The sequence below is a fragment of the Streptomyces sp. NPDC034103 genome, from assembly GCF_055575395.1.
Genome location: NZ_JBVISS010000014.1, coordinates 246,200 through 271,308 on the forward strand (window position 1 = coordinate 246,200; position 25,109 = coordinate 271,308).

The 25,109-nt window shown below is 71.9% G+C and carries 25 protein-coding genes and 2 pseudogenes; 9 read left to right on the plus strand and 18 right to left on the minus strand.

The window, feature by feature from the left end; all coding sequences use genetic code 11:
• Positions 1 to 4: 4 nt before the first annotated feature.
• The 6 genes and pseudogenes from ACZ56U_RS30585 to ACZ56U_RS30610 form a co-directional block, all read right to left on the minus strand.
• The gene (locus tag ACZ56U_RS30585) at positions 5 to 190 is read right to left on the minus strand and encodes a hypothetical protein (RefSeq protein WP_469087192.1); all 186 of its coding nucleotides are present in this window, start codon (positions 188 to 190) and stop codon (positions 5 to 7) included.
• Between the two features lie 153 nt (positions 191 to 343).
• Positions 344 to 1,033 (minus strand): DUF899 domain-containing protein, encoded by a 690-nt coding sequence (locus ACZ56U_RS30590; protein ID WP_469087193.1) that lies wholly within the window; start codon positions 1,031 to 1,033, stop codon positions 344 to 346.
• A 170-nt stretch (positions 1,034 to 1,203) separates the two neighbouring features.
• A pseudogene (locus ACZ56U_RS30595) lies at positions 1,204 to 1,561 on the minus strand (amidohydrolase family protein); the annotation flags it as partial.
• 7 nt (positions 1,562 to 1,568) lie between these two features.
• Positions 1,569 to 3,443: an FUSC family protein gene (locus tag ACZ56U_RS30600; RefSeq protein WP_469087194.1), complete on the minus strand. Its 1,875-nt coding sequence runs from the start codon at positions 3,441 to 3,443 to the stop codon at positions 1,569 to 1,571.
• Positions 3,444 to 4,052: 609 nt separating this feature from the next.
• Positions 4,053 to 4,784 (minus strand): DUF7873 family protein, encoded by a 732-nt coding sequence (locus ACZ56U_RS30605; protein ID WP_391230230.1) that lies wholly within the window; start codon positions 4,782 to 4,784, stop codon positions 4,053 to 4,055.
• 81 nt (positions 4,785 to 4,865) lie between these two features.
• A pseudogene (locus ACZ56U_RS30610) lies at positions 4,866 to 5,354 on the minus strand (nucleotidyltransferase domain-containing protein); the annotation flags it as partial.
• Between the two features lie 68 nt (positions 5,355 to 5,422).
• Here ACZ56U_RS30610 and ACZ56U_RS30615 point away from each other — a divergent pair.
• The 4 genes from ACZ56U_RS30615 to ACZ56U_RS30630 all read left to right on the plus strand — a co-directional run bounded on the left by ACZ56U_RS30615 (position 5,423) and on the right by ACZ56U_RS30630 (position 7,712).
• Positions 5,423 to 6,022 carry a hypothetical protein gene (locus tag ACZ56U_RS30615; protein ID WP_469087195.1) on the plus strand — a complete coding sequence of 200 codons (600 nt, stop codon included), beginning with the start codon at positions 5,423 to 5,425 and terminating at the stop codon, positions 6,020 to 6,022.
• Between the two features lie 342 nt (positions 6,023 to 6,364).
• Positions 6,365 to 6,637 carry a hypothetical protein gene (locus ACZ56U_RS30620; RefSeq protein ID WP_469087196.1) on the plus strand — a complete coding sequence of 91 codons (273 nt, stop codon included), beginning with the start codon at positions 6,365 to 6,367 and terminating at the stop codon, positions 6,635 to 6,637.
• 139 nt (positions 6,638 to 6,776) lie between these two features.
• Positions 6,777 to 7,175 (plus strand): RidA family protein, encoded by a 399-nt coding sequence (locus tag ACZ56U_RS30625; RefSeq protein ID WP_469087197.1) that lies wholly within the window; start codon positions 6,777 to 6,779, stop codon positions 7,173 to 7,175.
• 78 nt (positions 7,176 to 7,253) lie between these two features.
• On the plus strand, positions 7,254 to 7,712 hold the full coding sequence (locus ACZ56U_RS30630) for a GNAT family N-acetyltransferase (RefSeq protein ID WP_469087198.1): 459 nt from the start codon (positions 7,254 to 7,256) through the stop codon (positions 7,710 to 7,712).
• A gap of 193 nt (positions 7,713 to 7,905) precedes the next feature.
• On the opposite strand, the gene ACZ56U_RS30635 is transcribed toward ACZ56U_RS30630, so the two are convergent.
• Positions 7,906 to 8,592 carry a uracil-DNA glycosylase gene (locus ACZ56U_RS30635; RefSeq protein ID WP_398832623.1) on the minus strand — a complete coding sequence of 229 codons (687 nt, stop codon included), beginning with the start codon at positions 8,590 to 8,592 and terminating at the stop codon, positions 7,906 to 7,908.
• Positions 8,593 to 8,701: 109 nt separating this feature from the next.
• On the opposite strand from ACZ56U_RS30635, the gene ACZ56U_RS30640 reads away from it, so the two are divergent.
• Complete coding sequence (locus tag ACZ56U_RS30640; RefSeq protein ID WP_469087199.1) at positions 8,702 to 9,244, plus strand: RNA-binding S4 domain-containing protein; 543 nt, start codon at positions 8,702 to 8,704, stop codon at positions 9,242 to 9,244.
• Between the two features lie 528 nt (positions 9,245 to 9,772).
• Here the strand turns inward: ACZ56U_RS30640 and ACZ56U_RS30645 are convergent.
• The 3 genes from ACZ56U_RS30645 to ACZ56U_RS30655 form a co-directional block, all read right to left on the minus strand.
• Complete coding sequence (locus tag ACZ56U_RS30645) at positions 9,773 to 10,243, minus strand: DoxX family protein (protein ID WP_469087200.1); 471 nt, start codon at positions 10,241 to 10,243, stop codon at positions 9,773 to 9,775.
• Positions 10,244 to 10,331: 88 nt separating this feature from the next.
• The gene (locus ACZ56U_RS30650; RefSeq protein WP_469087201.1) at positions 10,332 to 11,018 is read right to left on the minus strand and encodes a class I SAM-dependent methyltransferase; all 687 of its coding nucleotides are present in this window, start codon (positions 11,016 to 11,018) and stop codon (positions 10,332 to 10,334) included.
• 185 nt (positions 11,019 to 11,203) lie between these two features.
• Positions 11,204 to 12,115, minus strand: a complete 912-nt coding sequence (locus ACZ56U_RS30655) for an acyltransferase domain-containing protein (RefSeq protein WP_469087202.1) — start codon at positions 12,113 to 12,115, stop codon at positions 11,204 to 11,206.
• Positions 12,116 to 12,191: 76 nt separating this feature from the next.
• Here ACZ56U_RS30655 and ACZ56U_RS30660 point away from each other — a divergent pair, with 76 nt between their 5' ends.
• A complete protein-coding gene (locus ACZ56U_RS30660; protein WP_469087203.1) occupies positions 12,192 to 12,452 on the plus strand; it encodes a DUF6343 family protein in 261 nt (86 codons plus the stop codon).
• 90 nt (positions 12,453 to 12,542) lie between these two features.
• Here ACZ56U_RS30660 and ACZ56U_RS30665 read toward each other — a convergent pair whose 3' ends face one another.
• From ACZ56U_RS30665 to rpsA, 4 genes are all read right to left on the minus strand, one after another.
• On the minus strand, positions 12,543 to 12,923 hold the full coding sequence (locus ACZ56U_RS30665; RefSeq protein ID WP_398832614.1) for a tetratricopeptide repeat protein: 381 nt from the start codon (positions 12,921 to 12,923) through the stop codon (positions 12,543 to 12,545).
• Positions 12,924 to 12,973: 50 nt separating this feature from the next.
• Entirely contained in the window at positions 12,974 to 13,603 is a 630-nt protein-coding gene (gene coaE / locus ACZ56U_RS30670) for a dephospho-CoA kinase (RefSeq protein ID WP_469087204.1), read from the minus strand.
• A 205-nt stretch (positions 13,604 to 13,808) separates the two neighbouring features.
• The gene (locus tag ACZ56U_RS30675) at positions 13,809 to 14,747 is read right to left on the minus strand and encodes a PAC2 family protein (protein WP_469087205.1); all 939 of its coding nucleotides are present in this window, start codon (positions 14,745 to 14,747) and stop codon (positions 13,809 to 13,811) included.
• Between the two features lie 433 nt (positions 14,748 to 15,180).
• Positions 15,181 to 16,683, minus strand: a complete 1,503-nt coding sequence (gene rpsA / locus ACZ56U_RS30680; RefSeq protein WP_469087206.1) for a 30S ribosomal protein S1 — start codon at positions 16,681 to 16,683, stop codon at positions 15,181 to 15,183.
• A 228-nt stretch (positions 16,684 to 16,911) separates the two neighbouring features.
• On the opposite strand from rpsA, the gene ACZ56U_RS30685 reads away from it, so the two are divergent.
• Both ACZ56U_RS30685 and hrpB read left to right on the plus strand, forming a co-directional pair.
• Entirely contained in the window at positions 16,912 to 17,889 is a 978-nt protein-coding gene (locus ACZ56U_RS30685; RefSeq protein ID WP_469087207.1) for a class I SAM-dependent methyltransferase, read from the plus strand.
• Positions 17,890 to 17,893: 4 nt separating this feature from the next.
• The gene (gene hrpB, locus ACZ56U_RS30690) at positions 17,894 to 20,386 is read left to right on the plus strand and encodes an ATP-dependent helicase HrpB (protein WP_469087208.1); all 2,493 of its coding nucleotides are present in this window, start codon (positions 17,894 to 17,896) and stop codon (positions 20,384 to 20,386) included.
• On the opposite strand, the gene pgfA is transcribed toward hrpB, so the two are convergent.
• The 3 genes from pgfA to ACZ56U_RS30705 form a co-directional block, all read right to left on the minus strand.
• Positions 20,376 to 21,365 (minus strand): cell envelope lipid trafficking protein PgfA, encoded by a 990-nt coding sequence (gene pgfA, locus ACZ56U_RS30695; RefSeq protein ID WP_469087209.1) that lies wholly within the window; start codon positions 21,363 to 21,365, stop codon positions 20,376 to 20,378. The two genes, hrpB and pgfA, sit on opposite strands and share 11 nt — an antisense overlap.
• A 22-nt stretch (positions 21,366 to 21,387) precedes the next feature.
• Positions 21,388 to 21,522, minus strand: coding sequence for an SPW_0924 family protein (locus tag ACZ56U_RS30700; protein WP_391230198.1), 135 nt, complete (start codon positions 21,520 to 21,522; stop codon positions 21,388 to 21,390).
• A 137-nt stretch (positions 21,523 to 21,659) separates the two neighbouring features.
• Positions 21,660 to 23,420 carry a lytic transglycosylase domain-containing protein gene (locus ACZ56U_RS30705; RefSeq protein ID WP_469087210.1) on the minus strand — a complete coding sequence of 587 codons (1,761 nt, stop codon included), beginning with the start codon at positions 23,418 to 23,420 and terminating at the stop codon, positions 21,660 to 21,662.
• Positions 23,421 to 23,689: 269 nt separating this feature from the next.
• Between ACZ56U_RS30705 and ACZ56U_RS30710 the strand changes: the two genes are divergently transcribed.
• Positions 23,690 to 24,532: a DUF4184 family protein gene (locus tag ACZ56U_RS30710; protein WP_469087211.1), complete on the plus strand. Its 843-nt coding sequence runs from the start codon at positions 23,690 to 23,692 to the stop codon at positions 24,530 to 24,532.
• On the opposite strand, the gene ACZ56U_RS30715 is transcribed toward ACZ56U_RS30710, so the two are convergent.
• Positions 24,465 to 24,833, minus strand: coding sequence for a hypothetical protein (locus ACZ56U_RS30715; protein WP_469087212.1), 369 nt, complete (start codon positions 24,831 to 24,833; stop codon positions 24,465 to 24,467). The two genes, ACZ56U_RS30710 and ACZ56U_RS30715, sit on opposite strands and share 68 nt — an antisense overlap.
• Between the last annotated feature and the right edge of the window lie 276 nt (positions 24,834 to 25,109).

Genomic DNA, 25,109 nt, shown 5'->3' on the forward strand with positions numbered 1-25,109 from the left:
GGTCTCAGGCGAGCACGTCGAGGGCCCCCTCGCCCCGCACGATGACCAGGAACGTGTCCGTGGCGAGGTCCATCACGACCTCGGCGGGCATGCCCTCCATGCGCCGCGCGTGCGCGAACTCCTCCGCCGGCCATGATCCACGTGGACCGCCCGCGGGAAAGCATTCGAGCACGGTTCGCCCGTTCACCATCCTGACCTCCAGAAAGCGTCGTACTTGTAGGAGTTAACGCCTTCCGGGGACCGATCGCCTCGCTCAGTTGCGGGACTGAGACCTAGCCGACACGGCTTTGGCGCGAAGCGTGAGAGTCCGGTTACTTACCGGTCACTTTCGCTACTTTTTGTGTCAGTCCTCGTACTCATCGTGATACCGGACGCGCTCGCTCCCCGCGGGCGCCCCCAGAGCGGACGCGCGCCCCTTGGGCTGCTCCCACTCCTCCTGCCGCCCCAGCGCCGTGAGGTCCAGCAGGCTGGTGGTGGACCCGAGTCCGTCGAGGCCGCGTTCGTACGTCGAGTAGGTGTGGAAGACCCGGTCGCGGTCCCGCAGGAAGCAGCTGAGGCCCGGCCGCTCGAAGGACTCCCCCTCCTGCTCCAGGGTCACCTCGAAGTCCAGGTTGAAGTCGCCGCCGTACGAGGAGTACCAGGGCACGGTCCAGCCCATCCGCGCCTTGAACGGCAGGATCTTCGTGTACGGCGCTCTGGAGACGGCCGCGAACGTCGTCCCGCGCGCCTTCAGATGCGCGAGATGCCCGATCTGGTCCAGGAACGCCGAGCAGCTGCGGCAGCCCGCGTCCCACTCGGGCGCGAACATGAAGTGGTAGACGACGAGCTGGGACCGCCCCTCGAACAGGTCGAGCAGCGTGGCCTTCCCGTCGCCGCCCTCGAAGAAGTACGCGGTGTCGACCTCCACCATGGGCAGCGAGCGCCGCTCCGCGTTGAGCGCGTCCCGCGCCCGCGTGACCGCCTTCTCCTTGACCAGCAATTCCTTGCGCGCCGCGCGCCACTGCTCACGCGAGACGACCTCCGGAAGCGACATGACCCCTCCTGCTGCAACGGTGCGTTCGGGGTGGTGACCGTGGGCAGGGGCGGAACTCATCGGCGCACGGGAAACTTCCTCCCCGACCCGGCAGACCCGGCTGCCCTGACCGACCCGGCCGACCTGACCCACCTGTGGCCGACCTGGCCGCCCCGGCGTGGGCGCCGCGGTCAGGTGTCGTAGTCCTGGATGCGCTTGCCGTGGCCCCGGTCGAGGAGGGCCGGGAGCCGCTCCCCCAACTCCCGGACCACTTCGGCGACATCGATGGTCAGCAGCTCGCGGTCACGCATCAGGAGTCGGCCGTCGACGAGCGTGGTGCGGACGTCGCCGGAGCGGGCGCTGTGCACGAGGGTGGCGGCGAGGTCGTGGACCGGCTGGGTGTGCGGTCCGGTGAGGTCCACGAGGACGATGTCGGCGCGACGGCCGGGCGCGAGGGAGCCGACACTGTCGCCGAGCCCGACCGCGCGGGCGCTCTGCGATGTGGCGTGGTGCAGGGCCTGGCGACGACAGGGCCCGAGGAGCGCCCCGTCCGGACTCACCCGGCCAGAGGCAGTTCGGGCAGCCGTATTCGCGCGCGCGTGCGCTCCTTCGCGAGTTCGTCCGCCAACTCCGCGAGCCGACGGGTGTGTTCGGGGTCGACACGGCCCGAGTCGTCGAGGTGGACGGCGCACGCGGTGGTGGTGTCGACGAGCCGTTCGAGGGTGACGACGATGTCGCCCGTGCCCTCCGAGTGGCGGGCCAGCGCGGGGAGTTCGGCGGCGGCCAAGGCGATCGCGGCGCGCGCCTCGGCGAGGGTGCGGTAGGCCTCGCGGCGCAGGGTCCAGCGTGCGGCACGGTCCTCGGACCCGCTCAGGACGTGGTCGAGGTACGCCTGCGCGGCGGCGGCCGCCACGGCGAGCCGGGAGCGTACGGTGCCGCCGCGCTGTCCCGGCATCGGCAGATGGCCGACCAGGAGCACGATCGCGCAGGCCAGCAGGGTCTCGCCGATCCGTCCGGCGGACGCCTGGGGTTCACCGCCGACCATGACGAGGGCCAGCACGAGGACGGTGACGACGGCGGTCTGGACGGCGAAGTGCCGGGTGGCGACGGGAAGGAGGGCCCCGCTCAGGGCGACGAGCGCGATGAGCCCCTCGGGACGCGCCAGCACGGCGGCGAACCCGGCGAACACCAGCGCCCCGAGCACGGTCCCCGCCGCCCGGCACAGCACCCGGGAGGCGAGCGGCCCCAGATCGGGCTTGACGAGGAAGACGGTCGTGGCGGGCAGCCAGTACCAGTGCTCGTGCTCGCCGTACCAGCGGGCGTGATGCAGCGCCTGCGCGACGGCCACGCTGGCGCCGAAGCAGAGCCCGACCCGCAGCCCGTATTCCCGTCCACCCGCCCCGAAGACGGCCCGCAGCAGGCCCTTCCCGGTACGCCGACGCGTGTGCAGATCGCTCCCCTCGGCCCGGTCGAAGGTCTCGGCCGCCCGCAGCAGGGCGTCATCGAGCGCCCGCAGCGCGGGGGCCGACCGGGAGGGCGCGGGCAGCGGCCCGGTGTGCGCGTTCTCCCGTACGGCGACGGCGAGCCGCCGGGGTCCCGCGGAGGCCCGTCCGGCCCCGGTCTCCCCCGCCCAGGCGAGCGCGGTCGCGGCCTCGGCGAGGGGCAGCGCGGCGGCGTACTGCGCGTGCAGTCGCCGTTCGGCGGAGGAGCTGGCGTACCGGCGCAGCCGTGGTCCGGCGAGGGCGTCCTGGGCATGGTCGAGGGCGGCGGTGAGCGCGGCACGCCGGGCGGTGGCGTGCGGGCCGCCCACGGCGTCGAGCAGCTCGGCCACGGCGTCGTAGACCGCGGCCACGGCGTCCCGTTCCCCGTCGAACCGGAAGTCCCCGACGAGCGCGCCGGGCGTCGGCAGCGCGAGCCGCAGCGCGAGCAGCCACCCGGCCCCGGCGAGATAGGCGAGAGCCCGCTGCCACCCCTCCTCCGGCAGTGGCATGCCCGCCCCGATGGCGCACGCGACGAGCACCTGGGTACCGGCCGCCGAGGCGACGGGCCCCATGGCGCTGATCCCGCCCGCGACGAGCCCGACACCCGTGAGCAGCAGGCTCAGCGCCACGGCTCCGGCATGATCACCGGCGTACGTCCCGACGAACAGCCCGACCGCACCCGCCAGCGCCGGCACGCCGAGCCGTACGACGGAGGCCCGCCGGCCGCCGGGACGGTCGTTGATCCCGGCCAGCATCGCCGCGATGGCCGCGACCACGCCGAACGACACCCGGTCCACCAGCACCGCACCGAGCAGCAACGGCCCGGCGGCCAACGCCCCCCGCGTCACCGCGCTCCAGGGCACCGGCCCCCGCTGCGCACGCAGGGCATGGGCGAGCCAGGGCGGAAGGGCGAGAGCGCGGATACGGGTGGGCGTGCGCTTGCGGGACACGGAGCTCCTGTCGACTGATCGAGGGCTGGGGCTGCCTTCGGGCGACGGTGGCCGGGCGATCGGTGTCCACGGTAGAGGGAGTTCCTGGAGGAAATGGGGCTGTCGTATTTCGGGGATGTGACGATGCCGGGAAAGGGCGTGTTCTTTATGAACGTAAGGCGCGCTGAAAAAGGAGCGGGCCCGAGGGCGTAGCCTGCCCCCGGGCCCTGTCGGTGCCGTCCATATGGCACGCCGGCACACTTGAGAACCCAGATCAGTCGTCATGTCGTCGCGTCCTGCCTTTGGACCACCGCACATCGAGCTGTGCGGACTGGACTTGAACCAGCATCTCGACGCCCTGGGCCTGGGCCCGGTCGATCCGGCGATCGACGGCGAATGCTGAGTCTGGAGCAATAGTCTGAGATTGATCGCGGTCTGCCTCTGCCAATTGGGCTACCGCGGCGCGTGAAGGTGCCGCGGGGAGGACTCGAACCTCCACTGGAACCGCGCAGTCACGACAAGCTTCAGCTTCAGCTTGCGCTCCTCGCGCACCCCGGCCACACAGGACCGGGGAGTTTTCGAGGCTACCCGAATTCGGGGCTGTCCGAATCGGGGTTACCCGAATCGGGGTTATCCGAAGAGGTAACCGAACACGGCGTCCCCGACCCGCTGGTCCACGACGTCGACGCCGTTCGCCTCCTCGCGGGCGAACTTGACGGCCTGCTGCAACTTCTCGACGCGGTCGAGGAGTTCGTTGACGCGCCGCGCCGGAAGGGCACCGGAGAACTTCACGGTGGTCCAGTAACCGATGGGCACGTCCTCGTAGTAGACCTCGACCTGCGCCGGGTGCTTCTCGGTCGCCTCGGCCTTCACGTGGTTGCGGGGCACCTTCTTGGTACGAAGGGTCCGCACCGGCTCGGTCTTCCAGGAGTCCGTGGACGGGTCCTGCACCCAGGCCTCGGAGGCGTCCAGCACCGGCAACTTCCGTACGAACGTGTTGAGATCGACGAGCTGCTTCTCCAGGAAGAGCAGATAGGACACCGGCACGTCGGCGACGAGCACCCGCCCGTCCACCGTCACGTCCGCGCGTGCGGCACAGTTGGCCCAGTCCTTGGTGGCGGTCACATCGAAGAGACGCGTCAACGTCGCCGCGGTCTCCCGCAGCACGTCCTCGGCCTTCACCTGCACCCGGGTCGACTCGGGCGGCAACTGCTCGCCCTCCTCGTCCTTCGGCTGGTACGTACGCGAGATCCCGGCCAGCAACGCGGGCTTCTGCAACCCGTGGTGAGCTGCCGTCAGGTCCTGGTGCGCCTTGGACTTGACGCCTTTCTCGACTGCGATGATCTGATTGAGTTTCGCCACATCAGGGACGGTAGCAGCGTCAACGGCCGTATATCGAAGGATTATTCGTGGCCCGGGGCGGGCGGAATCGCGGCACCGCGCCTAAAGACCCCCACCCTGGTCCTGGTCGGCCTCCCTGAAGAGGATCAGGGCCCGCTCCGCGGCGCCCTTCAGCGCGTCCGGCCCCATCCCCGCCGCCAGCGACGCGATCACGTCGTCCACGCCCCGCAGCCCGGCCCGCTCCAGCAGCCGCTTCTCGTTGGTCACCCACTCCCCCCGCCCGGCCAGCACCCCGTGCGCCGCCTGCGCGGCGGCCGTGGCGAAGGCGCCGGCGAGTTCGGTGACACGGCCGGTCGGCGCGTGGGCCGCCTCGGCATAGGCGAGGGTGGCCCGGGCGGTGTCGTGCCAGCGTTCCCGGGCGGTGGTCCTCAACTGCTCCGGGTACGAGGTCGGCGCGGGCAGTGCACCCCTCAGCACCTGGTTGATGGCCAGCTCCGCCACCACCAAGTAGCTGGGGATGCCCGCGAGATGGAACATCAGCGCCTCCACCCGGAAGCGCCCCTCCCGCGCCTCCGCCCACTCGTGCTCCAACGCGCGACCGTGCGAACCAGTCGTCCCCGAGGGCGAGTTGCCCTACCCTGGCTAGGGGGTGAGTGATCATGACGAACAGACAGCGCAAGCGGCGTCGGCCGAGTGGTCCGACACAGGTCACGGCCAGGCTGGCGATCCCGTTCGTCGGGGACATCACCGGCACCTGGGAACCGGCCGACGCGGAGCGCAGCGCGGCCTGGGAGCTGTACCTGGAACTCGTCACACGCGTGTCCGTCGAGGAACTCGACCAAGAGGAAGGCTTCCTGCGCGAGGCGCTGACCTCCCTTTACACCTTCTTCGACACCACCCGCGAGATCCTCCGCCGCTACGGCCCGGAGATCGCCCCGCCCCTGGCCCCCGGCCATGTCAGTTTCGGCATCCTCGCCGTCACCGTCCTCAACCGCGTTCTACGCCCGCTGCTCGCGACCTGGCATCCGCGCCTGTCGGCGTACGAGTCCCAGCGCCCGGAGGGAGTGGATCCGGTGGCGTGGGAACGGCGTTGGGAACACGCGGACGCCCTGCGTGAGCGCATCGGCGGGATCCGCCGGACCCTCGTCTCGCTGGCGCACACCCTCCAGGAGGTGGCGGACGTCAGCGACCTCATCAACCTGCCGTCCCCACGCTCCCCGTTGGCCGACGACCCCGCGGGGCACAGGGCACGGGACTGAAACCGGCCCGCCGTTCGTCACACCTCCCGCAGATCGCGGTGGGGAGGCTGGCATCTGCGGACCCGTGCTGTCGAGCGGTTGTCCACAGGCGGCGTCCGCCGTGGGCGATTGTCAGTGGCAGGCGCTTCAATGGGATGTGTCGTCACAGTGAGTCACAGGACGCCCTCTGCCGCGCTCGGGGCTTGGAGCGTCATGGGTGCCCTGGGTGGCATGAAGGCCTTGGGTGGCATGAGGGCCTTGGGTACGTGGGTGCCACTTGGATGCCCTGAGTGATGGCGCGTCATGGAATGTCATGACGGGCCGCGGGTACGGGCCTGGGGTGAGTCAACGGGGGAGGCAGCGATGGTGAGTCGTGGGGAGCACGAGGAGGACGGTCGGCGGTACGTCTCACTGGCCGGCCTGCGACTGCGCGGATGGACGAACGGCAGTTTGGTGCACCGCCTTCTCGGACCGCCGGACCGGCTGAGCGTCGATCCGCGCGCCCTGGCCGCGCCTCCGGTGCGGCTGTACCGGCTCGAACGGGTGGAGGCCGCCGAGCGGAGCCTCGAGTTCAGATCCGGCTTGGGAAAGGGTGCGGCACGGCGGCGGGCGGCAGGCCGGCGGGAGGGCGCCTGAAGCGGAGGAGCACGCGCCGAAGAGTGTGCCGCGGCCTGGACGGGAGCAGCCGGCGGGGGAAATTCGGGTGCGGCCGGGGAGGGTGGCCTGGATGATCGCGAGGTCGTCCCTCATGCCATCCCCCACCCCTGGAGTTCCCGTGATCCGTCGCGTCACCTCCCCCGCCCTCTTTCCGCCACCCACCTACTCCCACGCCTCCGTGGTGGAGGCCGGCACGAGGCTGGCGTTCCTCGCCGGTTCCGTACCGCTCGACGCCGAGGGCCGGATCGTCGGTGAGGGGGACCCGGTGCGGCAGGCGGAGCAGGTGGTGGCCAACCTCGAGGAGCAACTGCGGCTGATCGGCAGCGACTTGGCGCACGTCCTCTACACCGATGTGTACGTCGTGAGCAGCGAGACCTCGGTGCTCTCCGCCGTCTGGGAGGTCGTGGAGGCCTCCGGGCTCAGCACCGGGCCGCACTCGTCGACGCTGCTCGGCGTGGCCTGCCTCGGGTACACGGGACAGCTGGTGGAGATCACCGCGACGGCCGTCGTTCCCTAGCCGTCAGCGCCTGTGCCCGCTCACGCCGGTGAGAAATGCGGTGCGGGAGCGGGTGGCTCCCTGACAGGATCCCGTCGCGTGACCTCATACCACCCCACCATCACCCTGCGGCGAGCTGCCGCCACCGACGCGACGGCGGCGGCCGACGTGTGGCTGCGTTCCTTCGCCGCGGCACTCCCCACCGTCGTCAGACCCCGGTCCGACGACGAGGTCCGGGACTACTTCCAGCACGTGGTGATCCCGCTGCGGGAGACATGGGTGGCGGAGGCGGACGGGATCGTGGGGGTGATGGTCCTGGACGGCGACCTCCTGTCCCAGCTCTACCTCGCCCCGGACTGGCGCGGACGCGGCGTCGGCGACCGGTTCGTGGAGCTGGCCAAGGAGCGCAGTCCGCGAGGTCTGCACCTGTGGACCTTCCAGGTCAACAAGCCGGCCCACCGCTTCTACGAACGGCACGGCTTCGTCGCCGTCGAGCACACGGACGGCAGCGGGAACGAGGAGGACGAGCCGGACGTGCGGTACGTCTGGCAGCCGTAGGGGGAGGGCGCTGCAGCCGCGGACGTTGGGGGCCGGCTCGGCTTGCCCCGCGGTTCGCGCAACCGGCTGACGCGCTTGCCGTCACCGACATCGAGCATCCCGTCGTCGTACGACGGTCCGATGTCCGGGTAGAGGGGCCGGCCTCGGCCGAACCCGGGTCTCCTACGACGGACCGCCCCCTGGACCACATGCATCAAGGCTCCGCCGACCGACCGGCGGCCGCGCTCAGCACGTCCCGCAGCATCTCCGGGGTCAGGCGTCCGGTGAAGGTGTTGCGCTGGCTGACGTGGAAGCACCCGAAGAGTTCGATCCCGTCGAGCGGCACCCGCACCCCGTGCCCGAACGCCGGCCGGGGCCGGGGCACGGCCCAGCCCGCCTCCGCCAGCGCGGGCAGCGTGGCCTGCCAGCCGAATGCACCGAGCACCACCACGGACCGCAGCGTCGGCCGCAGCAGCCTCAACTCCTGGAGCAGCCAGGGGCGACAGGTGTCGCGCTCCCCCGGCGTGGGCTTGTTGGCCGGCGGCGCGCAGTGCACGGGCGAGGTGACACGGACGCCGTACAGTTCCAGGCCGTCGTCCGGACCGGTGGCGGTCGGCTGCGAGGCGAGGCCGACGTCGTACAGCGCCTGGTACAGCACGTCCCCGGAGCGGTCGCCGGTGAACATGCGGCCGGTGCGGTTGCCGCCGTGCGCCGCCGGGGCGAGCCCCACGATCAGCACGCGCGCGTCGGACGGACCGAACCCGGGCACGGGCCTGCCCCAGTACGTCTCGTCGGCGAAGGCGGCCCGTTTGGTCCGCGCGACCTCCTCACGCCACTCGACCAGCCGGGGACAGGCCCGGCAGTCCGCGATGCGCCGGTCGAGGCGGGCGAGTGCGTCCATGGGAACACCGTACGACGGTGTCCCAGCGACCCCGGCGGCCCTCGCGGTCCCCGCGGTCCCGGGCGTAATTCCGCCAGGCTGGGCGTGGGCGAAGAGCTAAGGTCGTGACATGGCTGCTGACGACGCGGACACCGACGCGACCAACCCGCCCGGCACCCCCGTGACGGGGCCGGGGACCGAGGCCGCGCCCTCGCCCGGGGCCGAGGACCCGACGGTCGCCGCCGCGGTGGCCGCCGCCGAGGCCGCGGGGCCACAACACGGGGAGACCGTCCGCGTCGACAGTTGGATCTGGTCCGTACGCCTGGTCAAGACCCGCTCCGTCGGCTCCGCCGCCTGCAAGGGGGGCCATGTGCGGGTGAACGGCGACCGCGTCAAGCCGGCCCACTCCCTCCGGGTCGGCGACGAGGTGCGGCTGGTGCACGAGGGCCGCGAGCGGATCGTCTTCGTCAAGCGCCTCATCCGCAAGCGCGTCGGTGCGCCGGTGGCCGCCCAGTGCTACGTCGACAACAGCCCTCCGCCCCCGCCCCGCGAAGCCATCGCCCCCGCCGGCATCCGCGACCGAGGCACAGGCCGACCCACCAAGCGCGACCGCCGCGAGCTGGAACGCCTCCGCGGGCTCGGCGGCCTCGGCGGCCACCCCGGGGGCCACTGACCACGGCTCCCGCGCGGTGCCGGTGCCGACGCCGATGCCCATGGCCGGAGCCGTGAGATGCCGGGGACAGCGACCGCGAGCCCCTTGCGAAGGCACCGACCTTGGCGTGACCTGCTGGGACGGCGACCGGAGCGTGCCCCTGCCCGGACGGCGATGTCGTCTGACCCTGCTGGGACCGCGACCCGGCATACGACTGCACGCACCCGCGCCCGGGTGGTCCATCGACGCGGACGTCGTGATCGTCGGCTCCGGCGTCGCCTCGCCCCCAGCGGGGCAGGTGCCCCGGGCCCCAATATCGCCGGACCCCAGTCACCACGGCCAGCCCTTCCAACCCGCCCGCCACCACCCGGCGCCCCAGCCCGCCCCCTCCCCCTTACCCCTCACACGCACAGCCAGGCACCCCGCCCCACCCCACCCACCCCGCCCCCACGCCCCACGCACACGGCGATGACGTCCGGACCAGGCCCCCAGGCCCTCCGGACGTCATCGCCGTGTGCGCCGGCGTCGCCGGCGGCGTCGGCCTCCCGCTCAGGCGCGCCCCCGCACCACTCGCAGCAGCCGCGCGTTCTGCTCCCGCCGGGCCCAGGCGATGAGGGCCAGCGGCACGATCAGGATGAGAGGTGTCGCGGCGTTCTCACCGTCGAAGACGGAGACCTGGACGACGAACGCGCCCACCATCAGCGCGCTCAGTGCCACCGCGGCCACCGACTGCAGCAGCGGGACCAACAGCGCCACAGCACCGGCCAGTTCGAGCACGCCGATGGTGTACATCCCGGCGTCTCCCCAGCCCATTTCGGCGAAGCCCTCGGAGGCCGAAGGGTGCGCGATGAGCTTGGGCAGGGCGCTCGCGACGGCGTAGAACAGGGCGAGCACCACCTGAAGGGTGCGCAGGGCGATGCGAGCCCGGCGGCCACGGGCGGTCGCGGACTCCGCGACGACGGTCCCGGCCCCACCGGAGGCGGAGGTGGTGGCGGTGACGGGGAGGGTGGTCTCGGACATCGGGATCTCCTGTGGTGAAGCGGTCCGTTGCTGTCAGAGAGGTAGACCGCCGCCCACACGAAAACTCATCGCCGAGCCAACCGCTGAATCACACCCCGTCCACCGGCACCGCCCGCACCCATGTCCCGTCCTCGGTCAGGTACTTGTCCACGCGCAGCCCCGCCTCCTCCAACGCCTCCTCGAACTGTTCCTTGGTCAACGGCCGGGCCAGGAACGTCTGGGTCCACACCGCGTCCGGGAACTCGTACTCCGCACGCACCGAGTTCACCCCGTCGCCGACCGGCTCCGCCGACAGCATCCGGACGGTGAAGCCGGCGGGGTCGATCCGCTCGCGCGGCAGGTTGGTGTGGTAGTCCGCGCCCTCCCGCTGGATCAGCACGCACCCGCCGTCTCTGACATGCCGGGCACAGGCGCGCAGCAGCCCCCGCCGCACCTCGACGTCACCGGCGTGCACCAGGAACGACGCGAGCATCACCACGTCGAACGTCTCGCCCAGGTCGAGTCCTTCGACCGGGGCGCATATCGTGCGGGCCCCGCGGACGCGCTCCAGCATCTGTGGGGACTCGTCCACCGCGGTCACCGTGAAGCCCCGCTCCAGCAGTGGATGGGTCATCCGCCCCACACCGCAGCCGAGCTCCAGGATGTGCGCCCCCGCCGGCACGGCCGCGGCGATGATGTCGGGCTCCTCCCCCACCGGCAGCCGTGCGTACAACTCCACCGCACAGCCGTCGGGAGTGATCGCGCCCGGTCCAGTCCCCTCGTACCCCTCACGCATTTTCATTTCCATGCCCGTCCAACGGACCGCAACCGCACGGCCGTTCCCTCATCGAACACCTTCACCCATACGAGTTACGCACGGAACGACACCACAGGCCGCCCGCAGCGCCGCAGCACCCGGCCTCCAGCCCCCAGCCCCCCGCCCCCAGCCCCCAGCCCCCAGCCCCCAGCCCCCAACACGATCTACAGCGGCAGCCACCCGCGCCCGATGTACCAATGTCCCCCACCCCGCAGATGGTCGCCCACGGCCCGCTCCACCGACGTGCGCCGCGGCAACCCCGCCACCGGCGCTTCCGGATCCCCGAAGACGAACCGCACCGGTTCCGTGTCGGTCGGCTCGGCGTCCCGCTCGGCCATCCGGAACCGCTTCTGGAAGCGGACGATGTTGGCGTCCGCGCGCAGATACCGCCGCAACTGCGGGTCGAGCAGCCAGGAGTGACACACGCTCACCCGGTACGGCTCCTCGGGATGGTGCAGGGCGAAGAACTCCCGGGCCAGCGCCAGGGAGCGGTCACAGGCTGCAGGGGTGAGCGGGCCGAGGAACTCGGGGATGTGGATGTTCAGGCAGGGCGTGCTCTCGTCCCCGTCCAGGCCGGCTGTCGCGAGCATCGTCGCCGCGCGCTGTCCGAGGTTCGTCCGCTGGAACTGCAACCGCCCCAGCTGGTACAGCTCGCCCCGGAAATGGAGCGTGAGCCACTGCGGCGACTGCACTCCTCCGGTGCCGTGCCGCCGACGGTGGACGGCCATGTTCCGCCCGAGGTCGGTGAGGGTCCGCCGGGAGACGTCCTCGGGGATGCCGCGTGCGCGGTGGTACGCGCGCGTGTGCGGAAGGGCCGCGACGAACACGTACGCGGGGAAGAACCGGCGCAGTGCCTCGGGTGCCTCCGCGAGCCGCTCCCTCAGCTGGAGCCCCTCGCCGTACTCGACGATCGTGCCCATGTCGCGCACCAGCTCCCCGACGCACTCCTCCAGGAGCCGCGTCGCCCCGGCGTCCGCCGCCAGTGTCCGGCGCGACGCGATCAGTTCGTCGATGTCCGGATGGGGTACCGCGAGGTCCAGCAGCACCTCGGCCAGCTCGTAGGCGTCCGGAATCACAGGGCCCTCCCCCGGGTCGGGGCTTTTGGCGGACTTCGTGCCGAAGAGTATGTTTCAAGAAGGAGTGGTGATCCCGATGCGTACGGGCAGTGAGCCGACGACCGCGCGCAGTGCGCTGCGGGCGCGCTTCTGGCTGAGCGTGTGGGGGCTTGTCTGGGCGACCTTCGGCACGGTGGCGTTCGCGCTGGCGGGCCGCACCGGGTGGGCCGTCGCCTGCGGGGTGCTGTGGTTGGTGATCACCGTGGATCTCACCCTGATCGTCCGGCACATCCGCCAGGGCCCGCACTACCAGCCCGGCCCCGGCATTCCGCCCTACCGACCCCCGGGGAACCGGTAACGGTCCGGAAAGCCGGAGATCCGGTAGCCGTGACGGCACCTCGCGACGGCCCTCGACGGAACCCCACGACCAGCCCGCCCCGGCGGACCCTCACGACTCGAACCGCGCCGCCTTCAGGTACTCCGGGTTCGGGTCCAGCGCGGCGGCCAGCCGGAAGTGGCGCTTGGCCTGTTCGGGGCGTGCCTGCCGCTCGTAGGTCCGGGCGAGCGCGAAGTGTGCGAAGGCGTTGTCCGGCTCGCGCTCCAGGACGATGGTGAACTCCAGCTCCGCGGGCCGCAGTTGCGCCGCCGCGAAGAAGGCACGCGCGCGCAGCAGTCGGGCGGCGGTGTTCTCGGGGTGCGCGGCGATGACCTGGTCGAGCAGTTTCACCGCACCCTGGGGATCCCGCGCGGCGAGCAGTTGCTCGGCGGCGCGGAAGTCGATGACATGCGTCTCCGGGGTACGTCCGGTCGAACCGCTGGTCTCGGGCACGGCAGAGTCCTTCCCTCACTCAGGGGGTTCAACGCCCGGACCGGGGGCCGCTATTCCTGGGACGGCAGGGACGGGTCGTGGGACGCGCGGGCCCGTCGTGCGAGATCGGCCCATACGTCCGTCACCCGGCGCCGCAGGTCGTCCAGGGGAACGTCGTTGTCGATGACGATGTCGGCAATCTCCAGGCGCTTCTCGCGGGTCGCCTGGGCGGCCATCCGCGCGCGGGCGTCCTCCTCGGTCATGCCGCGCAGGGTGACCAGGCGGTCGAGCTGGGTCTCGGGGCTGGCGTCGACGACCACCACAAGGTCGTACAGGGGCGCGAGGCCGTTCTCGGTGAGGAGCGGGACGTCGTGGACGACGACCGCGTCCGCGGCGGCGGCCGACTCCAGCTCGCGCGAGCGGGCGCCGACCAGCGGGTGCACGATCGCGTTCAGTACGGCGAGCCGGTCGGGGTCGGCGAACACGATGGAGCCCAGCTTCGGCCGGTCCAGAGCACCGTCGTCGGCGAGCACCTCGGCGCCGAAGGCCTGGACGATGGCGTCCAGTCCGGGCGTACCGGGCTCGACGACCTCACGCGCGATGCGGTCCGCGTCGATCAGCACGGCGCCGCACTCGACGAGCAGCCGCGACACCTCGCTCTTGCCGGCGCCGATACCGCCGGTCAGGCCCACGGACAGCATGGCCGCGCCTCCACCCTCACGCCCCCCGCCGACGCGGGAGAACTTGCCGACTCCGACACCGCCGGTCAACCGCCGGTCACGCCCACCGGATCATCTCCGCGTCGACGGAGAAGGGCGGGCCGCAATCTCCGGCACCTTATCGGATCAGCCGTCGCGCCATCGGATCAGCCGGCACCGTACCCGAGCCGCCGTCTCCGCATCGGAGTCATCCGTCGCCCTCCCGCTCCGCCAGGAACTTCTCGAACTCGCGTCCGATCTCGTCCGCCGACGGGATGTCGGCCGGCTCGGCGAGCATGTTGCCCCGGGTCTCGGCGCCCGCCGCGGCGTCGTACTGGTGCTCGAGGCCCTGGACGAGGGCGACCAGGTCCTCGTCGCCCTCCTGGATCTGGCGGTCGATCTCGGTCTGGGTGCGGTGCGCGTCCGTGCGCAGGGAGTGCGCGATGCCGGGCAGGACCAGGCCGGTGGCGGCCGTGATGGCCTCCACGACGGTCAGCGCCGCGTCCGGGTACGGGGAGCGGGCGATGTAGTGCGGCACGTGCGCGGCGACGCCGAGGACGTCGTGCCCGGCCTCCATGAGGCGGTACTCGACGAGCGCCTCGGCGCTGCCGGGGACCTGAGCCTCGTCGAAGGGGCTGCGGTGGCCCGGCACGAGGTCGTTGCGGTTGCCGTGCGGGGTCAGGCCGACGGGGCGGGTGTGCGGGACGCCCATGGGGATGCCGTGGAAGTTCACCGACAGGCGGACGCCGAGCCGCTCCACGATCTGCTGGACGGCCACCGCGAAGCGCTCCCATTCCACGTCCGGCTCGGGTCCGGACAGCAGCAGGAAGGGCGCCCCGGTGGCGTCCTGGACGAGCCGCACGTCGATGGTGGGCTCCTCGTAGTCCGTCCAGCTGTCGCGCTTGAAGGTCAGCAGCGGGCGGCGGGCGCGGTAGTCCACGAGCCGGTCGTGGTCGAACCGGGCGACGACCTGGTGGGGCAGCGAGTCGAGCAGCCGGTCGACGATCTGGTCGCCGGTCTCGCCCGCGTCGATGTATCCGTCGAAGTGGTAGAGCATGACAAGGCCGGCCGACTCCTGGGCGAGTGCCATGTCGACGACGGCCAGGCCCTTCGGCTCCCATGCGTACAAACCCTGCGGATCAAGCACAGTGACCGCTCCTCCTCGTGTTCGTACTGCACAACGCGCCCTGGGACGTGGGCATTCCCACCCGTGGCCCTGATCAGGCACCTCTTACGGCCCACTCCTGCCCCGCTCCACTGCGTCACGAGGCCGGGCACGCGCGCGTGGAGACCCTTGCGACCTTGGGAGGAGGAGAGGGCACGGTGCGGGGCGCCGGGCTTGTCAGCGGCGGCACCGATAGGCCGGATGTCGACGACGGTGTCGGACCGGGGGGCGCGATGACGCCGATACGTGGGCAGGCGGTGTCGGTCCCGCGTCGGCGGCCTTCGTGCGGCCGTGCTGAGTACGTACCCGGTCGGCGCCGCTCGCACGCGCGGGAGCGCTCTGTTCCGGACACGGCTGAGGGGCCGTACCTCGAAAGGTACGGCCCCTCAGTCAGGAGCTAGTGCTCAGTGAGCGTTCAGCTCTGGCCACCCGCGAGCTTCTCGCGAAGCGCGGCGAGCGCCTCGTCGGAAGCCAGGGCACCGGAGGTGTCCGCACCCTCGGAGGAGTACGAACCGCCACCGCCACCCGCGGCCGGAGCCGCACCGGCGGTGTCGCCACCCTCGGCAGCGGCGGCAGCGTCGGCCTCGCGGCTCTTGATGACCTGCTGCTGGTGCTGCTCGAAGCGGGTCTGCGCCTCGGCGTACTGGTTCTCCCACACCTCACGCTGGGACTCGTAGCCCTCGAGCCAGTCGTTGGTCTCGGGGTCGAAGCCCTCGGGGTAGATGTAGTTGCCCTGGTCGTCGTACGACGCGGCCATGCCGTAGAGGGTCGGGTCGAACTCGACCGAGGCCGGGTCGGAACCGAAGGCCTCGTTGGCCTGCTTCAGCGAGAGGCTGATGCGACGGCGCTCGAGGTCGATGTCGATGACCTTGACGAAGATCTCGTCGTTGACCTGGACGACCTGCTCCGGGATCTCCACGTGGCGCTCGGCCAGCTCGGAGATGTGGACCAGACCCTCGATGCCCTCGTCCACGCGGACGAACGCACCGAACGGAACCAGCTTCGTGACCTTGCCGGGCACGACCTGACCGATCTGGTGGGTCCGGGCGAACTGCTGCCACGGGTCTTCCTGGGTCGCCTTCAGCGACAGGGAGACGCGCTCGCGGTCCATGTCGACGTCGAGAACCTCGACGGTGACTTCCTGGCCGACCTCGACAACCTCGGAGGGGTGGTCGATGTGCTTCCAGGAGAGCTCGGAGACGTGGACCAGACCGTCGACGCCACCCAGGTCCACGAAGGCACCGAAGTTGACGATCGAGGAGACCACGCCGGAGCGGACCTGACCCTTCTGGAGGGTCGTGAGGAACGTCTGGCGGACCTCGGACTGGGTCTGCTCCAGCCAGGCACGGCGGGACAGGACCACGTTGTTGCGGTTCTTGTCCAGCTCGATGATCTTCGCCTCGAGCTCCTTGCCCACGTAGGGCTGGAGGTCGCGGACTCGGCGCATCTCGACGAGGGAGGCCGGCAGGAAGCCACGGAGGCCGATGTCGAGGATGAGACCACCCTTGACGACCTCGATGACGGTACCGGTGACGATGCCGTCCTCTTCCTTGATCTTCTCGATGGTGCCCCAGGCACGCTCGTACTGGGCGCGCTTCTTCGAGAGGATCAGGCGGCCTTCCTTGTCCTCCTTCTGGAGAACAAGGGCTTCGATCTCGTCACCGACGGCGACGACCTCGTTGGGGTCGACGTCGTGCTTGATCGAGAGCTCGCGGCTCGGGATGACACCTTCGGTCTTGTAACCGATGTCGAGCAGGACCTCGTCCCGGTCGACCTTCACGATGACGCCGTCGACGATGTCGCCGTCGTTGAAGTACTTGATCGTCTCGTCGATCGCGGCGAGGAAGGCTTCCTCGTTACCGATGTCGTTGACCGCTACCTGCGGGGTGGTAGAGGTGGTCTCGGTGCTGCTCGTCATGTGGGAAAGGGCTCCGGTACGGACAGAGAGTCGTAGGTACTGCTTACGCCGGGAGCCCGTTTCGCTCTGAAGAAGCCGGACAGCCAAGGAAGCGCCACACCGAGAAATCTCTGGTGGCGCCTCGACAACCGAGGGGACATACAACAGATGCGAGCGCAGCCTGCTACGTCTGAGGTGCGCAGGCCCGCAGCGCAACTTGTAGCATACGGGGGCAGCCGGGCAGGGTCAATGCGCGAAGGCGCACACCCGGGGCGGATCGCCGCATACCCGGCACAAAACCTGTCTCACGAGGCCACGCGGGCCCGATGGTGCCCCTTTCGTGACGGCCTCCGTCGACGGGTTGGACGGAAGAGTACGACGAGGGAGCCGATCATCCAAGAGCGCGTATCGCCCGAGCCGCAGTCACCCCACGACGACGAGCCAGACGCCGTCCGGCGTGCGGCGGACGTCACGGAGAGCTCCCGGGCCAACCGGGGCTGGTGGGACCGCAACGCCGACGACTACCAGGTCGAGCACGGCACCTTCCTCGGCGACGACCGCTTCGTGTGGGGTCCCGAGGGTCTGGACGAGGTGGAGGCCGAGCTGCTCGGCCCGTCGGAGGAGCTGAAGGGCAGGGACGTCCTGGAGATCGGCGCCGGGGCGGCCCAGTGCTCGCGCTGGCTGGCCGCCCAGGGCGCCCGCCCGGTCGCGCTCGACATCTCGCACCGGCAGCTCCAGCACGCCCTGCGCATCGGCGGATCGTTCCCCCTGGTCTGCGCCGACGCCGGCGCCCTGCCCTTCGCGGACGCCTCCTTCGACCTGGCGTGCTCCGCTTACGGGGCACTGCCGTTCGTGGCGCAACCGGTGCTGGTCCTGAAGGAGGTGCGCCGGGTGCTGCGGCCGGGCGGCCGTTTCGTCTTCTCGGTGACCCACCCCGTCCGCTGGGCCTTCCCCGACGAGCCCGGCCCCGAGGGGCTGACCGTCTCCGCCTCGTACTTCGACCGCACGCCCTATGTCGAGCAGGACGAGAGCGGCCGGGCCGTGTACGTGGAGCACCACCGCACGATCGGCGACCGGGTGCGGGACGTGGTGGACGCCGGATTCCGTCTCGTCGACCTGGTCGAGCCGGAGTGGCCGTCCTGGAACACCTCCGAGTGGGGTGGCTGGTCGCCGTTGCGCGGGAATCTGATCCCGGGCTCGGCGATCTTCGTGTGCGTACGAGACTGACCGTGTGATCCGTTACGACGCCCTGGACGCCCTCCCGGTACGCGATGCCCTGCCCGAGCTGACCGACGCCCTGGAAGAACACGGCACGGCGGTCCTCGTCGCCCCGCCCGGGACCGGCAAGACGACCCTCGTGCCGCTCGCCCTGGCGGGCCTTCTGGAGCCCGGGGCTCCCGCGCGGCGGGTCGTCGTGGCCGAGCCGCGCCGGATCGCCGCCCGTGCCGCGGCGCGGCGGATGGCGTGGCTGCTGGGCGAGAAGGTCGGCGGGAACGTCGGCTACACCGTGCGCGGGGAGCGGGTCGTCGGGCGGCACACGCGCGTGGAGGTCGTCACGACCGGTGTGCTGCTCCAGCGGCTCCAGCGGGACCAGGAGCTCGCGGGCGTCGACGCGGTGGTCCTGGACGAGTGTCACGAGCGGCATCTGGACGCGGACACGTCGGCGGCCTTCCTGTGGGACGTACGGCAGGCGTTGCGGCCGGAGCTGCGGCTGGTGGCGGCGTCGGCGACGACCGACGCGGAGGGCTGGTCGCGGCTGCTCGGCGGGGCGCCGGTGGTCGAGGCGGCGGGCGTGGCGCATCCGGTGGAGGTGGTCTGGGCGCCGCCGGTACGGCCGGTGCGGCCGCCGCACGGGATGCGAGTGGACCCGGCGCTGCTGACGCATGTGGCGTCCGTGGTGCGGCGGGCGCTGGCCGAGCGGGAGGGGGACGTGCTGTGCTTCCTGCCCGGCGTGGGCGAGATCGCGCGGGTCGCCGGGCAGCTGGGCGGCCTGGGTGACGTGGAGGTGCTCCAGGTCCACGGACGGGCTCCCGCGGCCACGCAGGACGCGGTGCTGGCGCCCGGTGAGCGGCGGAGGGTGGTGCTGGCGACCTCCGTGGCCGAGTCCTCGCTGACGGTGCCCGGGGTGCGGGTGGTCGTGGACGCGGGACTCGCGCGCGAGCCGCGGGTCGACCACGCGCGCGGGCTGAGCGCGCTGGCCACGGTGCGGGCCTCCCGGGCGGCGGGCCGACAGCGCGCGGGACGGGCCGGGCGGGAGGCGCCCGGAGCGGTGTACCGCTGCTGGGCGGAGGCCGAGGACGCCCGTCTGCCGCTGTTCCCGGCCCCGGAAATCAAGGTGGCCGACCTGACGGCGTTCGCCCTCCAGGCGGCCTGCTGGGGCGACCCCGACGCCGGCGGGCTGGCGCTGCTGGACCCGCCGCCCGCCGGTGCGATGGCCGCAGCGCGGAGCGTGCTGTCGGCGATCGGGGCGGTGGATCCCGCCGGGCGGGCCACGGAGCGAGGGGTGCGACTCGCCCGGCTGGGGGTGCACCCCCGGTTGGGGCGGGCCCTGCTGGACGCGGGGGCCTCGCGTGAGGTGGCCGAAGTGGTCGCGCTGCTGAGCGAGGAGCCGCCGCGGGAGTACGGGGACGATCTGGCGGCCGCCGTGCGGACGGCCCGGCGTGGGGGTGACGCCTACGCGGGGCGGTGGCGGGCTGAGGTACGGCGGCTCCAGGCCCTCGCGCCCGAGCCGGCCCCCTCGCCTTCTCGCACCGATGACGCCCTCGCCGGACTCGTCGCCGCCCTCGCCTTCCCCGAGCGGGTCGCCAGAGCCGACGGCGGCTCCCATCTCATGGTCTCCGGCACCCGCGCGGAGGTGCGTGACGGCGGCGCACTGCGCGGCACCCCGTGGATCGCCGTCGCGGTCGCCGACCGTCCCGTGGGGAAGGGGCACGCGCGCGTGCTGCTCGGGGCGGCCGTGGACGAGGAGACCGCGCGGCACGCCGCCCGGGCACTGCTCGACGAGCGGGACGAGGTCCACTGGGCCGACGGTGACGTCGTCGCGCGCCGGGTGGAGCGGCTGGGGGCGGTCGAGCTGGCGGTGCGCCCGCTCAAGAACCCGGACGCCGTTCTCGTACGCGGCGCGCTGGTCGAGGGGCTGCGGAGGGAAGGGCTGCGGCTGTTGCGCTGGTCGCCCGAGGCCGACGTACTGCGGCAGCGGCTGGCCTTTGTGCGGCTGCATGTCGGTAAGCCGTGGCCGGACGTCGGTGACACCTCTCTCCACGCGCGCGTGGACGAGTGGCTGGAGCCGGAGCTGAGCCGGGCCCGGCGGCGGGCCGACCTGGCGCGGATCGATGCCGGGGCGGCGCTGAGCCGGCTGCTGCCGTGGGCCTCGGGAGAGGCCGCGCGGCTCGACGAGCTCGCCCCCGAGCGGATCACCGTGCCCAGTGGGTCCAGGATCCGGATCGACTACACGGATCCCGAGCAACCCGTACTCGCGGTCAAGTTGCAGGAGATGTTCGGGCTTCAGGAGTCCCCCGAGGTCGCCGGGGTGCCGCTGCTCGTCCATCTGCTCTCCCCCGCCGGGCGCCCCGTCGCCGTCACCGCCGATCTGGCGTCCTTCTGGAAGGACGGCTACAAGGGGGTCCGGGCGGAGCTGCGCGGCCGGTACCCGAAGCATCCGTGGCCCGAGGACCCGGCGGGCGCCGAGCCGACGCGGCACACCAACGCGCGGCTCAGGCGGTGACCGGTTCGGGTGCGGAGTCGTCGGCGGACTCCGGTTCGTCCGGGCGGCGGCTGCGCGCCTCCAGGTAGAGCGACAGGGCGAGCAGGAGGACTCCGAGGGCCGCGAAGCCCCAGGGGAGGTAGGAGGTCATGAGGAGGACCAGGGTGCGGTGGGAGCGGACCAGGTCGACGGTGTGCTCGATGTAGTCCTCGCGCATCTTCACGTGCCCGGCGAAGGCCGTCACCTTGTCGCGGTCGCCGAGGAGGGTGCCGCCGCGCAGTTCCTCCCGGTGGATCTCCTCGCCGTAGACGGGGGCGCCGGTGACGGGTTCGACCCAGAACTTGCGGACCGTGGTGTACCAGCGGGTCGTACCGGTCTTGGCGAGCTGCTCGGCGGTGATGCCCGCGAGGGGCAGCTTCTTGGGCCACTTCACCTGGGTCCATGGGATGGTCTGCTCGAAGTAGTAGACCTCCAGGCCGCGGAAGTCCTGGGTGCCCTGGTAGTGGATGGGGCTGGAGGTGCGGGTCTGGGCGTCGAAGTACTCGTAGTCCCGCTTCTCGGTCAGGAAGGGCCACTTGAACTCGAGGCCCTGGCGTGTGACCGGGTCGCCGTCGACCATCTCGCCGGTGGCGTGGATCGGTTGCTGGGTGTGGGCGTCGAAGATGTACCGCTCGGGGATGTAGGCGACCTGTTCGCCGTCGGGGCCCTGGGCGTAGGACAGGCCGTCCCAGACGACGACGTCCCGGCCCAGGGTCTTCTCGATCTTCTCCGACTCCTCGACGTTGCCCTTGAGGGTCTGCACGACGGTGATCCTGGAGACCTTCTTGACCTGCATGGAGTTGTCCATGAGGGTCGCGTTCCTGGCCTCCAGGACCATGTCCTGGTAGTGGTTCGCCGGGATCTTGGCCAGGCGTGGGAAGGCGTACCAGCGCAAGCTCGGGGACAGGGCCGCGAAGAACACGGCGAGGGCGAGCAGGATCAGGCTGGCCTTGCGGCGCATCTCGGCCTCCCTCCGGGGGCGGTCACGGGTGTGACGGCACCGTCGTCAGCAGCGGCTTCGGGGACGTCTCACCGGTCGGTGACCCCATCGCGGTGATCGTGAGGACCAGGGCGAGCGCGAGGGCCAGGCCGATCGCGGCGGCGATCAGGGCACGCATGCGGCCTCCCGACGTACTGGAACTGATAGGTCGTCAGATCCGCACCGTAGCAACGGGTGGGCGAGATGAGAACACGTCGCACACGACGACGGCGCCCCCCGCGTGGAGGGGCGCCGCCTTGGTCGTACGAGGACGTGCTACGCGCTCGGGCTCGGGCTCGCCGACGGGCTCGCCGACGGGCTCGGGGAGGCCGAGGTGTCGGCCGCGGCGGCCACGGTCAGTTCGACCGTCAGGGACGCGCCGCCGGCGGTCTCGATGCGGAGCAGGAAGGTACCGGTGGTGTCGTCCGCGTAGAGCTTCGGGAGCTTGAGCAGACCCTTCGCGTCCGTCTCCAGGCCCGTGAGGGTGCGTACGGTCTTGCCGGCCGCGTCCTTGAAGTAGGGGCCCTTGGTGTTGGCGGTCGCGTCGTCCGCCGAGGTGACGAGGGTGGCGGTGGCGGCGACGCCGTCCGCGACGGCGCCTCCGCTGGTGGCCCTCACCTCGACCTGGTCGGCGAACTCACCGCCCGGGGTGCAGGTCAGCGCGGCGCCGCTGGTGCGCACCAGGGTGTCGGCGACGCGTTCGGTGACGGTCGCGGTGTAGGCGAGGCCGCTGACCGCGCGGCCCACGACGGTGGCGCGGACGGTGAACGCGCCCGTCTTCTCGCCCGCCCTCAGCACGGGCGCGACGGCCACGCCCGAGCTGTTGGTGACCACCGTGGCGACGCTCTCCCCACCCGTGAAGGCGGTGTCGGTGTCCCCGACGATCGTGAAGCGGATCCGCACCTTGCCGACCGCCTTGCCGGCCGAGGTCTCGGCGCGGGTGCTGATCCGCTTGGCGAAGGCGTCACCGGCCTCGGCGGTGAGCTTCGGGGTGCCCGCGTCCTCGAGGTGGTGCACGGTGTCCGTCGGCGTCGGGCTCGGGCTCGACGGCGGGGTCGGGCTCGGGCTCGGGTCGGTCGGCGGGGTCGGGCTGTGCGTCGGCGGCGGGGTGGGGCTCGGGCTCGGGGTGTGGCTGCCGGGCGTGCCGGGCGTGCCGGGCGTGCTGGGCGTGGACGGGAGTCCGGGCGACGGCGTGGGGTTCGCGCCGCTGTCGCTGGGCGTGCTGGGCAGGGTGCCCGTGCCGTCGGGGATCTCGTGGGTGCCCTTGCGGTAGTACTCCAGCCACGACAGGACCGTGTTCAGGTACTCCTGCGAGTTGTTGTAGCTGAGGATCGCGCGGTTGAGGTGGGACTGGGTGGACAGGTCCCAGCCGAAACGGCACAGGTAGTGACCGGCCGCGAGCGCCGCGTCGTAGATGTTGTTGGGGTCCTTCTTGCCGTCGCCGTTGCCGTCGCGGCCGGCCCACTCCCAGGTGGACGGGATGAACTGCATCGGCCCGACGGCCCGGTCGTAGACGCTGTCGCCGTCGTACGCGCCGTCGTCGGTGTCGCTGATGTGCGCGAAGCCGAGGCCGTTCAGCTTCGGACCGAGGATCCTGCCGATGGTGTTGCCGTCCGCGTCGACACGGCCGCCGCGCGCCTGGCCGGACTCCACCTTGCCGATGGCGGCGAGGAGCTGCCAGGGCAGGTTGCAGCCGGGCTTGGAGGCCTGGAGGGAGGAAGCGGCCTGCTTGTAGGCGGCGAGCACGGTCGCGGGGATCCCGGCCTCGCTCGCGCCGCCGACCGCGGGAGTGGCGGCGGTCGGCGAGGGGATCGGGCTGGTGAGCGGCGGCAGGTCCGTGTAGTAGCGGGAGTTGCCGGTCGCGGAGTCGGTGGCCGTCACGTCGGGCGTGGGCTGGGCGTCCGCGGCGGTCGATCTGCCGTCGCCGTCGACGGTCACCCCGGGTGCCTGGGACGCGGACAGTGCCGCGACCGCCGCTGCGGCGACGGTGGTGGCCACCGCCCCCTTGCGCAGCCTCCTGCCGAATTGCGCCGACATAAAGTGAACCCCTCCCGTGGACGCCCGAGCGCCCGTCTCCGTTCGACGTGCTCGCCATGGTGTGACGATCGACCCGTGGTGTGGGTTGCCCTCGTGGAGCGTTTCCTTGCCGTGTTCTTCAGTTCGGTTCCGCGGGCCGACCGCGCTCCCCGGCGCGGTGACCCAGGCGACCCTACGACAACTTGCTTTGTGCGGGCACCTGTTCGTGCCCGGTTTTCACCAGTTGGCCATACTGAGCCGGTCCGACCGACCAGAACCGGGGAGCTTTCTTGCCGTTCACGCTGAGCCACGCGGCCGCTGTCCTGCCCGCCTTGCGCACCGACGGGACCGGCCGGGCAGGGCTGGTCCCGTCGGTGCTGGTGGCGGGTTCCTTCGCACCCGACATGACCTACTTCGCGGCGAGCGCGCTGTCGGGGGCGATGGAGTTCGGGGCGTTCACCCACTCGTTCCCTGGCGTCTTCACCGTCGACGTGCTGATCGCGTGGACGCTGGTGGGGTTGTGGCTGCTGATCCGCGAGCCACTGGTGGCGCTGCTTCCGGTGCGGCGCCAGGGGCGGGTGGCCGGCCTGCTGCGCTGCGGCGCGCCACGCGCGCGTGCACGGCTCTCGCTCGGCGTGCGGGGTTACGTCTCCGCGGCGCTCGGGGCGCTGACGCACGTCGTGTGGGACGCGTTCACCCATCACGACCGGTGGGGGATGCGGCTGTTCCCGGTCCTGGGCGACACGATCGCCGGCTCGCCGCTGTACTGGTATCTCCAGTACGGCAGTTCGGCGGCGGCCGCCGTGGTGATCGCGGTGTTCCTCGGGTACGCGCTGCGGCGGGCGCCGGTGTCCGAGCCGGTCGGGGTGCCCGCGCTGTCCGGGCCGGACCGCTGGTGGGCCACCGCCGTCATCGGTGGCTGTGCGCTCGTCGGGGCGGTGCAGCGGGCCTCGCGGTGGTGGGACTACTGGGGGTCCACCGCGAAGCCCTGGGAGCTCATCCCGACCCTGTGCTTCGGGGCGGGCGCGGGACTGGTCCTTGGGGTGCTGGTCTACGCCGTGGGCGTCAGGGTGTGGCGTCCGGTCCCGGTGCCCGGTCCTGGGCCGGAGCTGAGCCGTCGAGGCGGTCGGTGACCGTGGCGGCGGTCGCGATGAACACGGTGACGGTCCGGACCGGGCGGGAGCGGGGCAGTGCCGTCAGGAGGAGCGCCAGACAGCCGCGGGCCTGGTCGGCGCAACGGGGCCAGTCCAGCCGGGTGAGCCGCTGACGCAGGTCGGCCGCGGTGCCGCGCAGGGCGGTGGCCAGGTCGGTCGGGACGCGGGCGGTACTGGCCGCTGCCGCGAAGGGCGGGACCGACGGCGGTGGGGTGGACGCGGCCGCATCGGTGGTCGCCTGCGCCGGAGCCGTCTGGCGGTGGAGCGTGCGTATACCCATGTCGGCATCTTTACGGGCCGGGGGGTGGGGAGCGTGTTGTCGGGGACCACGTGGGTGACGGGGGTGGGCGGGGGGCTTGTTCTCGCCCCCGCCGCCCTTACCCGTCCCATCCCCAGGGGCTCTGCCCCCATCCGCCCCCGCGGGGGACAGGCGGGGGGTGCGTGGGGTCGTGGACGGGTGCGGGTGTGTGGGGGCTGGACGCGCAGTTCCCCGCGTCCCTGGGGGGCACCGCCGTCGCCCTTCACCCCCCGCCGGGGACAGGTGGGGGGTGCGTGG

Bases quoted from the DNA above. Each gene is read 5' to 3' on its own strand.
- ACZ56U_RS30585 (WP_469087192.1), bottom strand. From the start codon at position 190: ATGGTGAACGGGCGAACCGTGCTCGAATGCTTTCCCGCGGGCGGTCCA.
- ACZ56U_RS30590 (WP_469087193.1), bottom strand. From the start codon at position 1,033: ATGTCGCTTCCGGAGGTCGTCTCGCGTGAGCAGTGGCGCGCGGCGCGC.
- ACZ56U_RS30615 (WP_469087195.1), top strand. From the start codon at position 5,423: ATGACGAACAGACAGCGCAAGCGGCGTCGGCCGAGTGGTCCGACACAG.
- ACZ56U_RS30620 (WP_469087196.1), top strand. From the start codon at position 6,365: ATGGTGAGTCGTGGGGAGCACGAGGAGGACGGTCGGCGGTACGTCTCA.
- ACZ56U_RS30635 (WP_398832623.1), bottom strand. From the start codon at position 8,592: ATGGACGCACTCGCCCGCCTCGACCGGCGCATCGCGGACTGCCGGGCC.
- ACZ56U_RS30640 (WP_469087199.1), top strand. From the start codon at position 8,702: ATGGCTGCTGACGACGCGGACACCGACGCGACCAACCCGCCCGGCACC.
- ACZ56U_RS30645 (WP_469087200.1), bottom strand. From the start codon at position 10,243: ATGTCCGAGACCACCCTCCCCGTCACCGCCACCACCTCCGCCTCCGGT.
- ACZ56U_RS30650 (WP_469087201.1), bottom strand. From the start codon at position 11,018: ATGCGTGAGGGGTACGAGGGGACTGGACCGGGCGCGATCACTCCCGAC.
- ACZ56U_RS30660 (WP_469087203.1), top strand. From the start codon at position 12,192: ATGCGTACGGGCAGTGAGCCGACGACCGCGCGCAGTGCGCTGCGGGCG.
- coaE (WP_469087204.1), bottom strand. From the start codon at position 13,603: ATGCTGTCCGTGGGCCTGACCGGCGGTATCGGCGCCGGCAAGAGCGAG.
- rpsA (WP_469087206.1), bottom strand. From the start codon at position 16,683: ATGACGAGCAGCACCGAGACCACCTCTACCACCCCGCAGGTAGCGGTC.
- ACZ56U_RS30685 (WP_469087207.1), top strand. From the start codon at position 16,912: ATGCGCGAAGGCGCACACCCGGGGCGGATCGCCGCATACCCGGCACAA.
- pgfA (WP_469087209.1), bottom strand. From the start codon at position 21,365: ATGCGCCGCAAGGCCAGCCTGATCCTGCTCGCCCTCGCCGTGTTCTTC.
- ACZ56U_RS30700 (WP_391230198.1), bottom strand. From the start codon at position 21,522: ATGCGTGCCCTGATCGCCGCCGCGATCGGCCTGGCCCTCGCGCTCGCC.
- ACZ56U_RS30705 (WP_469087210.1), bottom strand. From the start codon at position 23,420: ATGTCGGCGCAATTCGGCAGGAGGCTGCGCAAGGGGGCGGTGGCCACC.
- ACZ56U_RS30715 (WP_469087212.1), bottom strand. From the start codon at position 24,833: ATGGGTATACGCACGCTCCACCGCCAGACGGCTCCGGCGCAGGCGACC.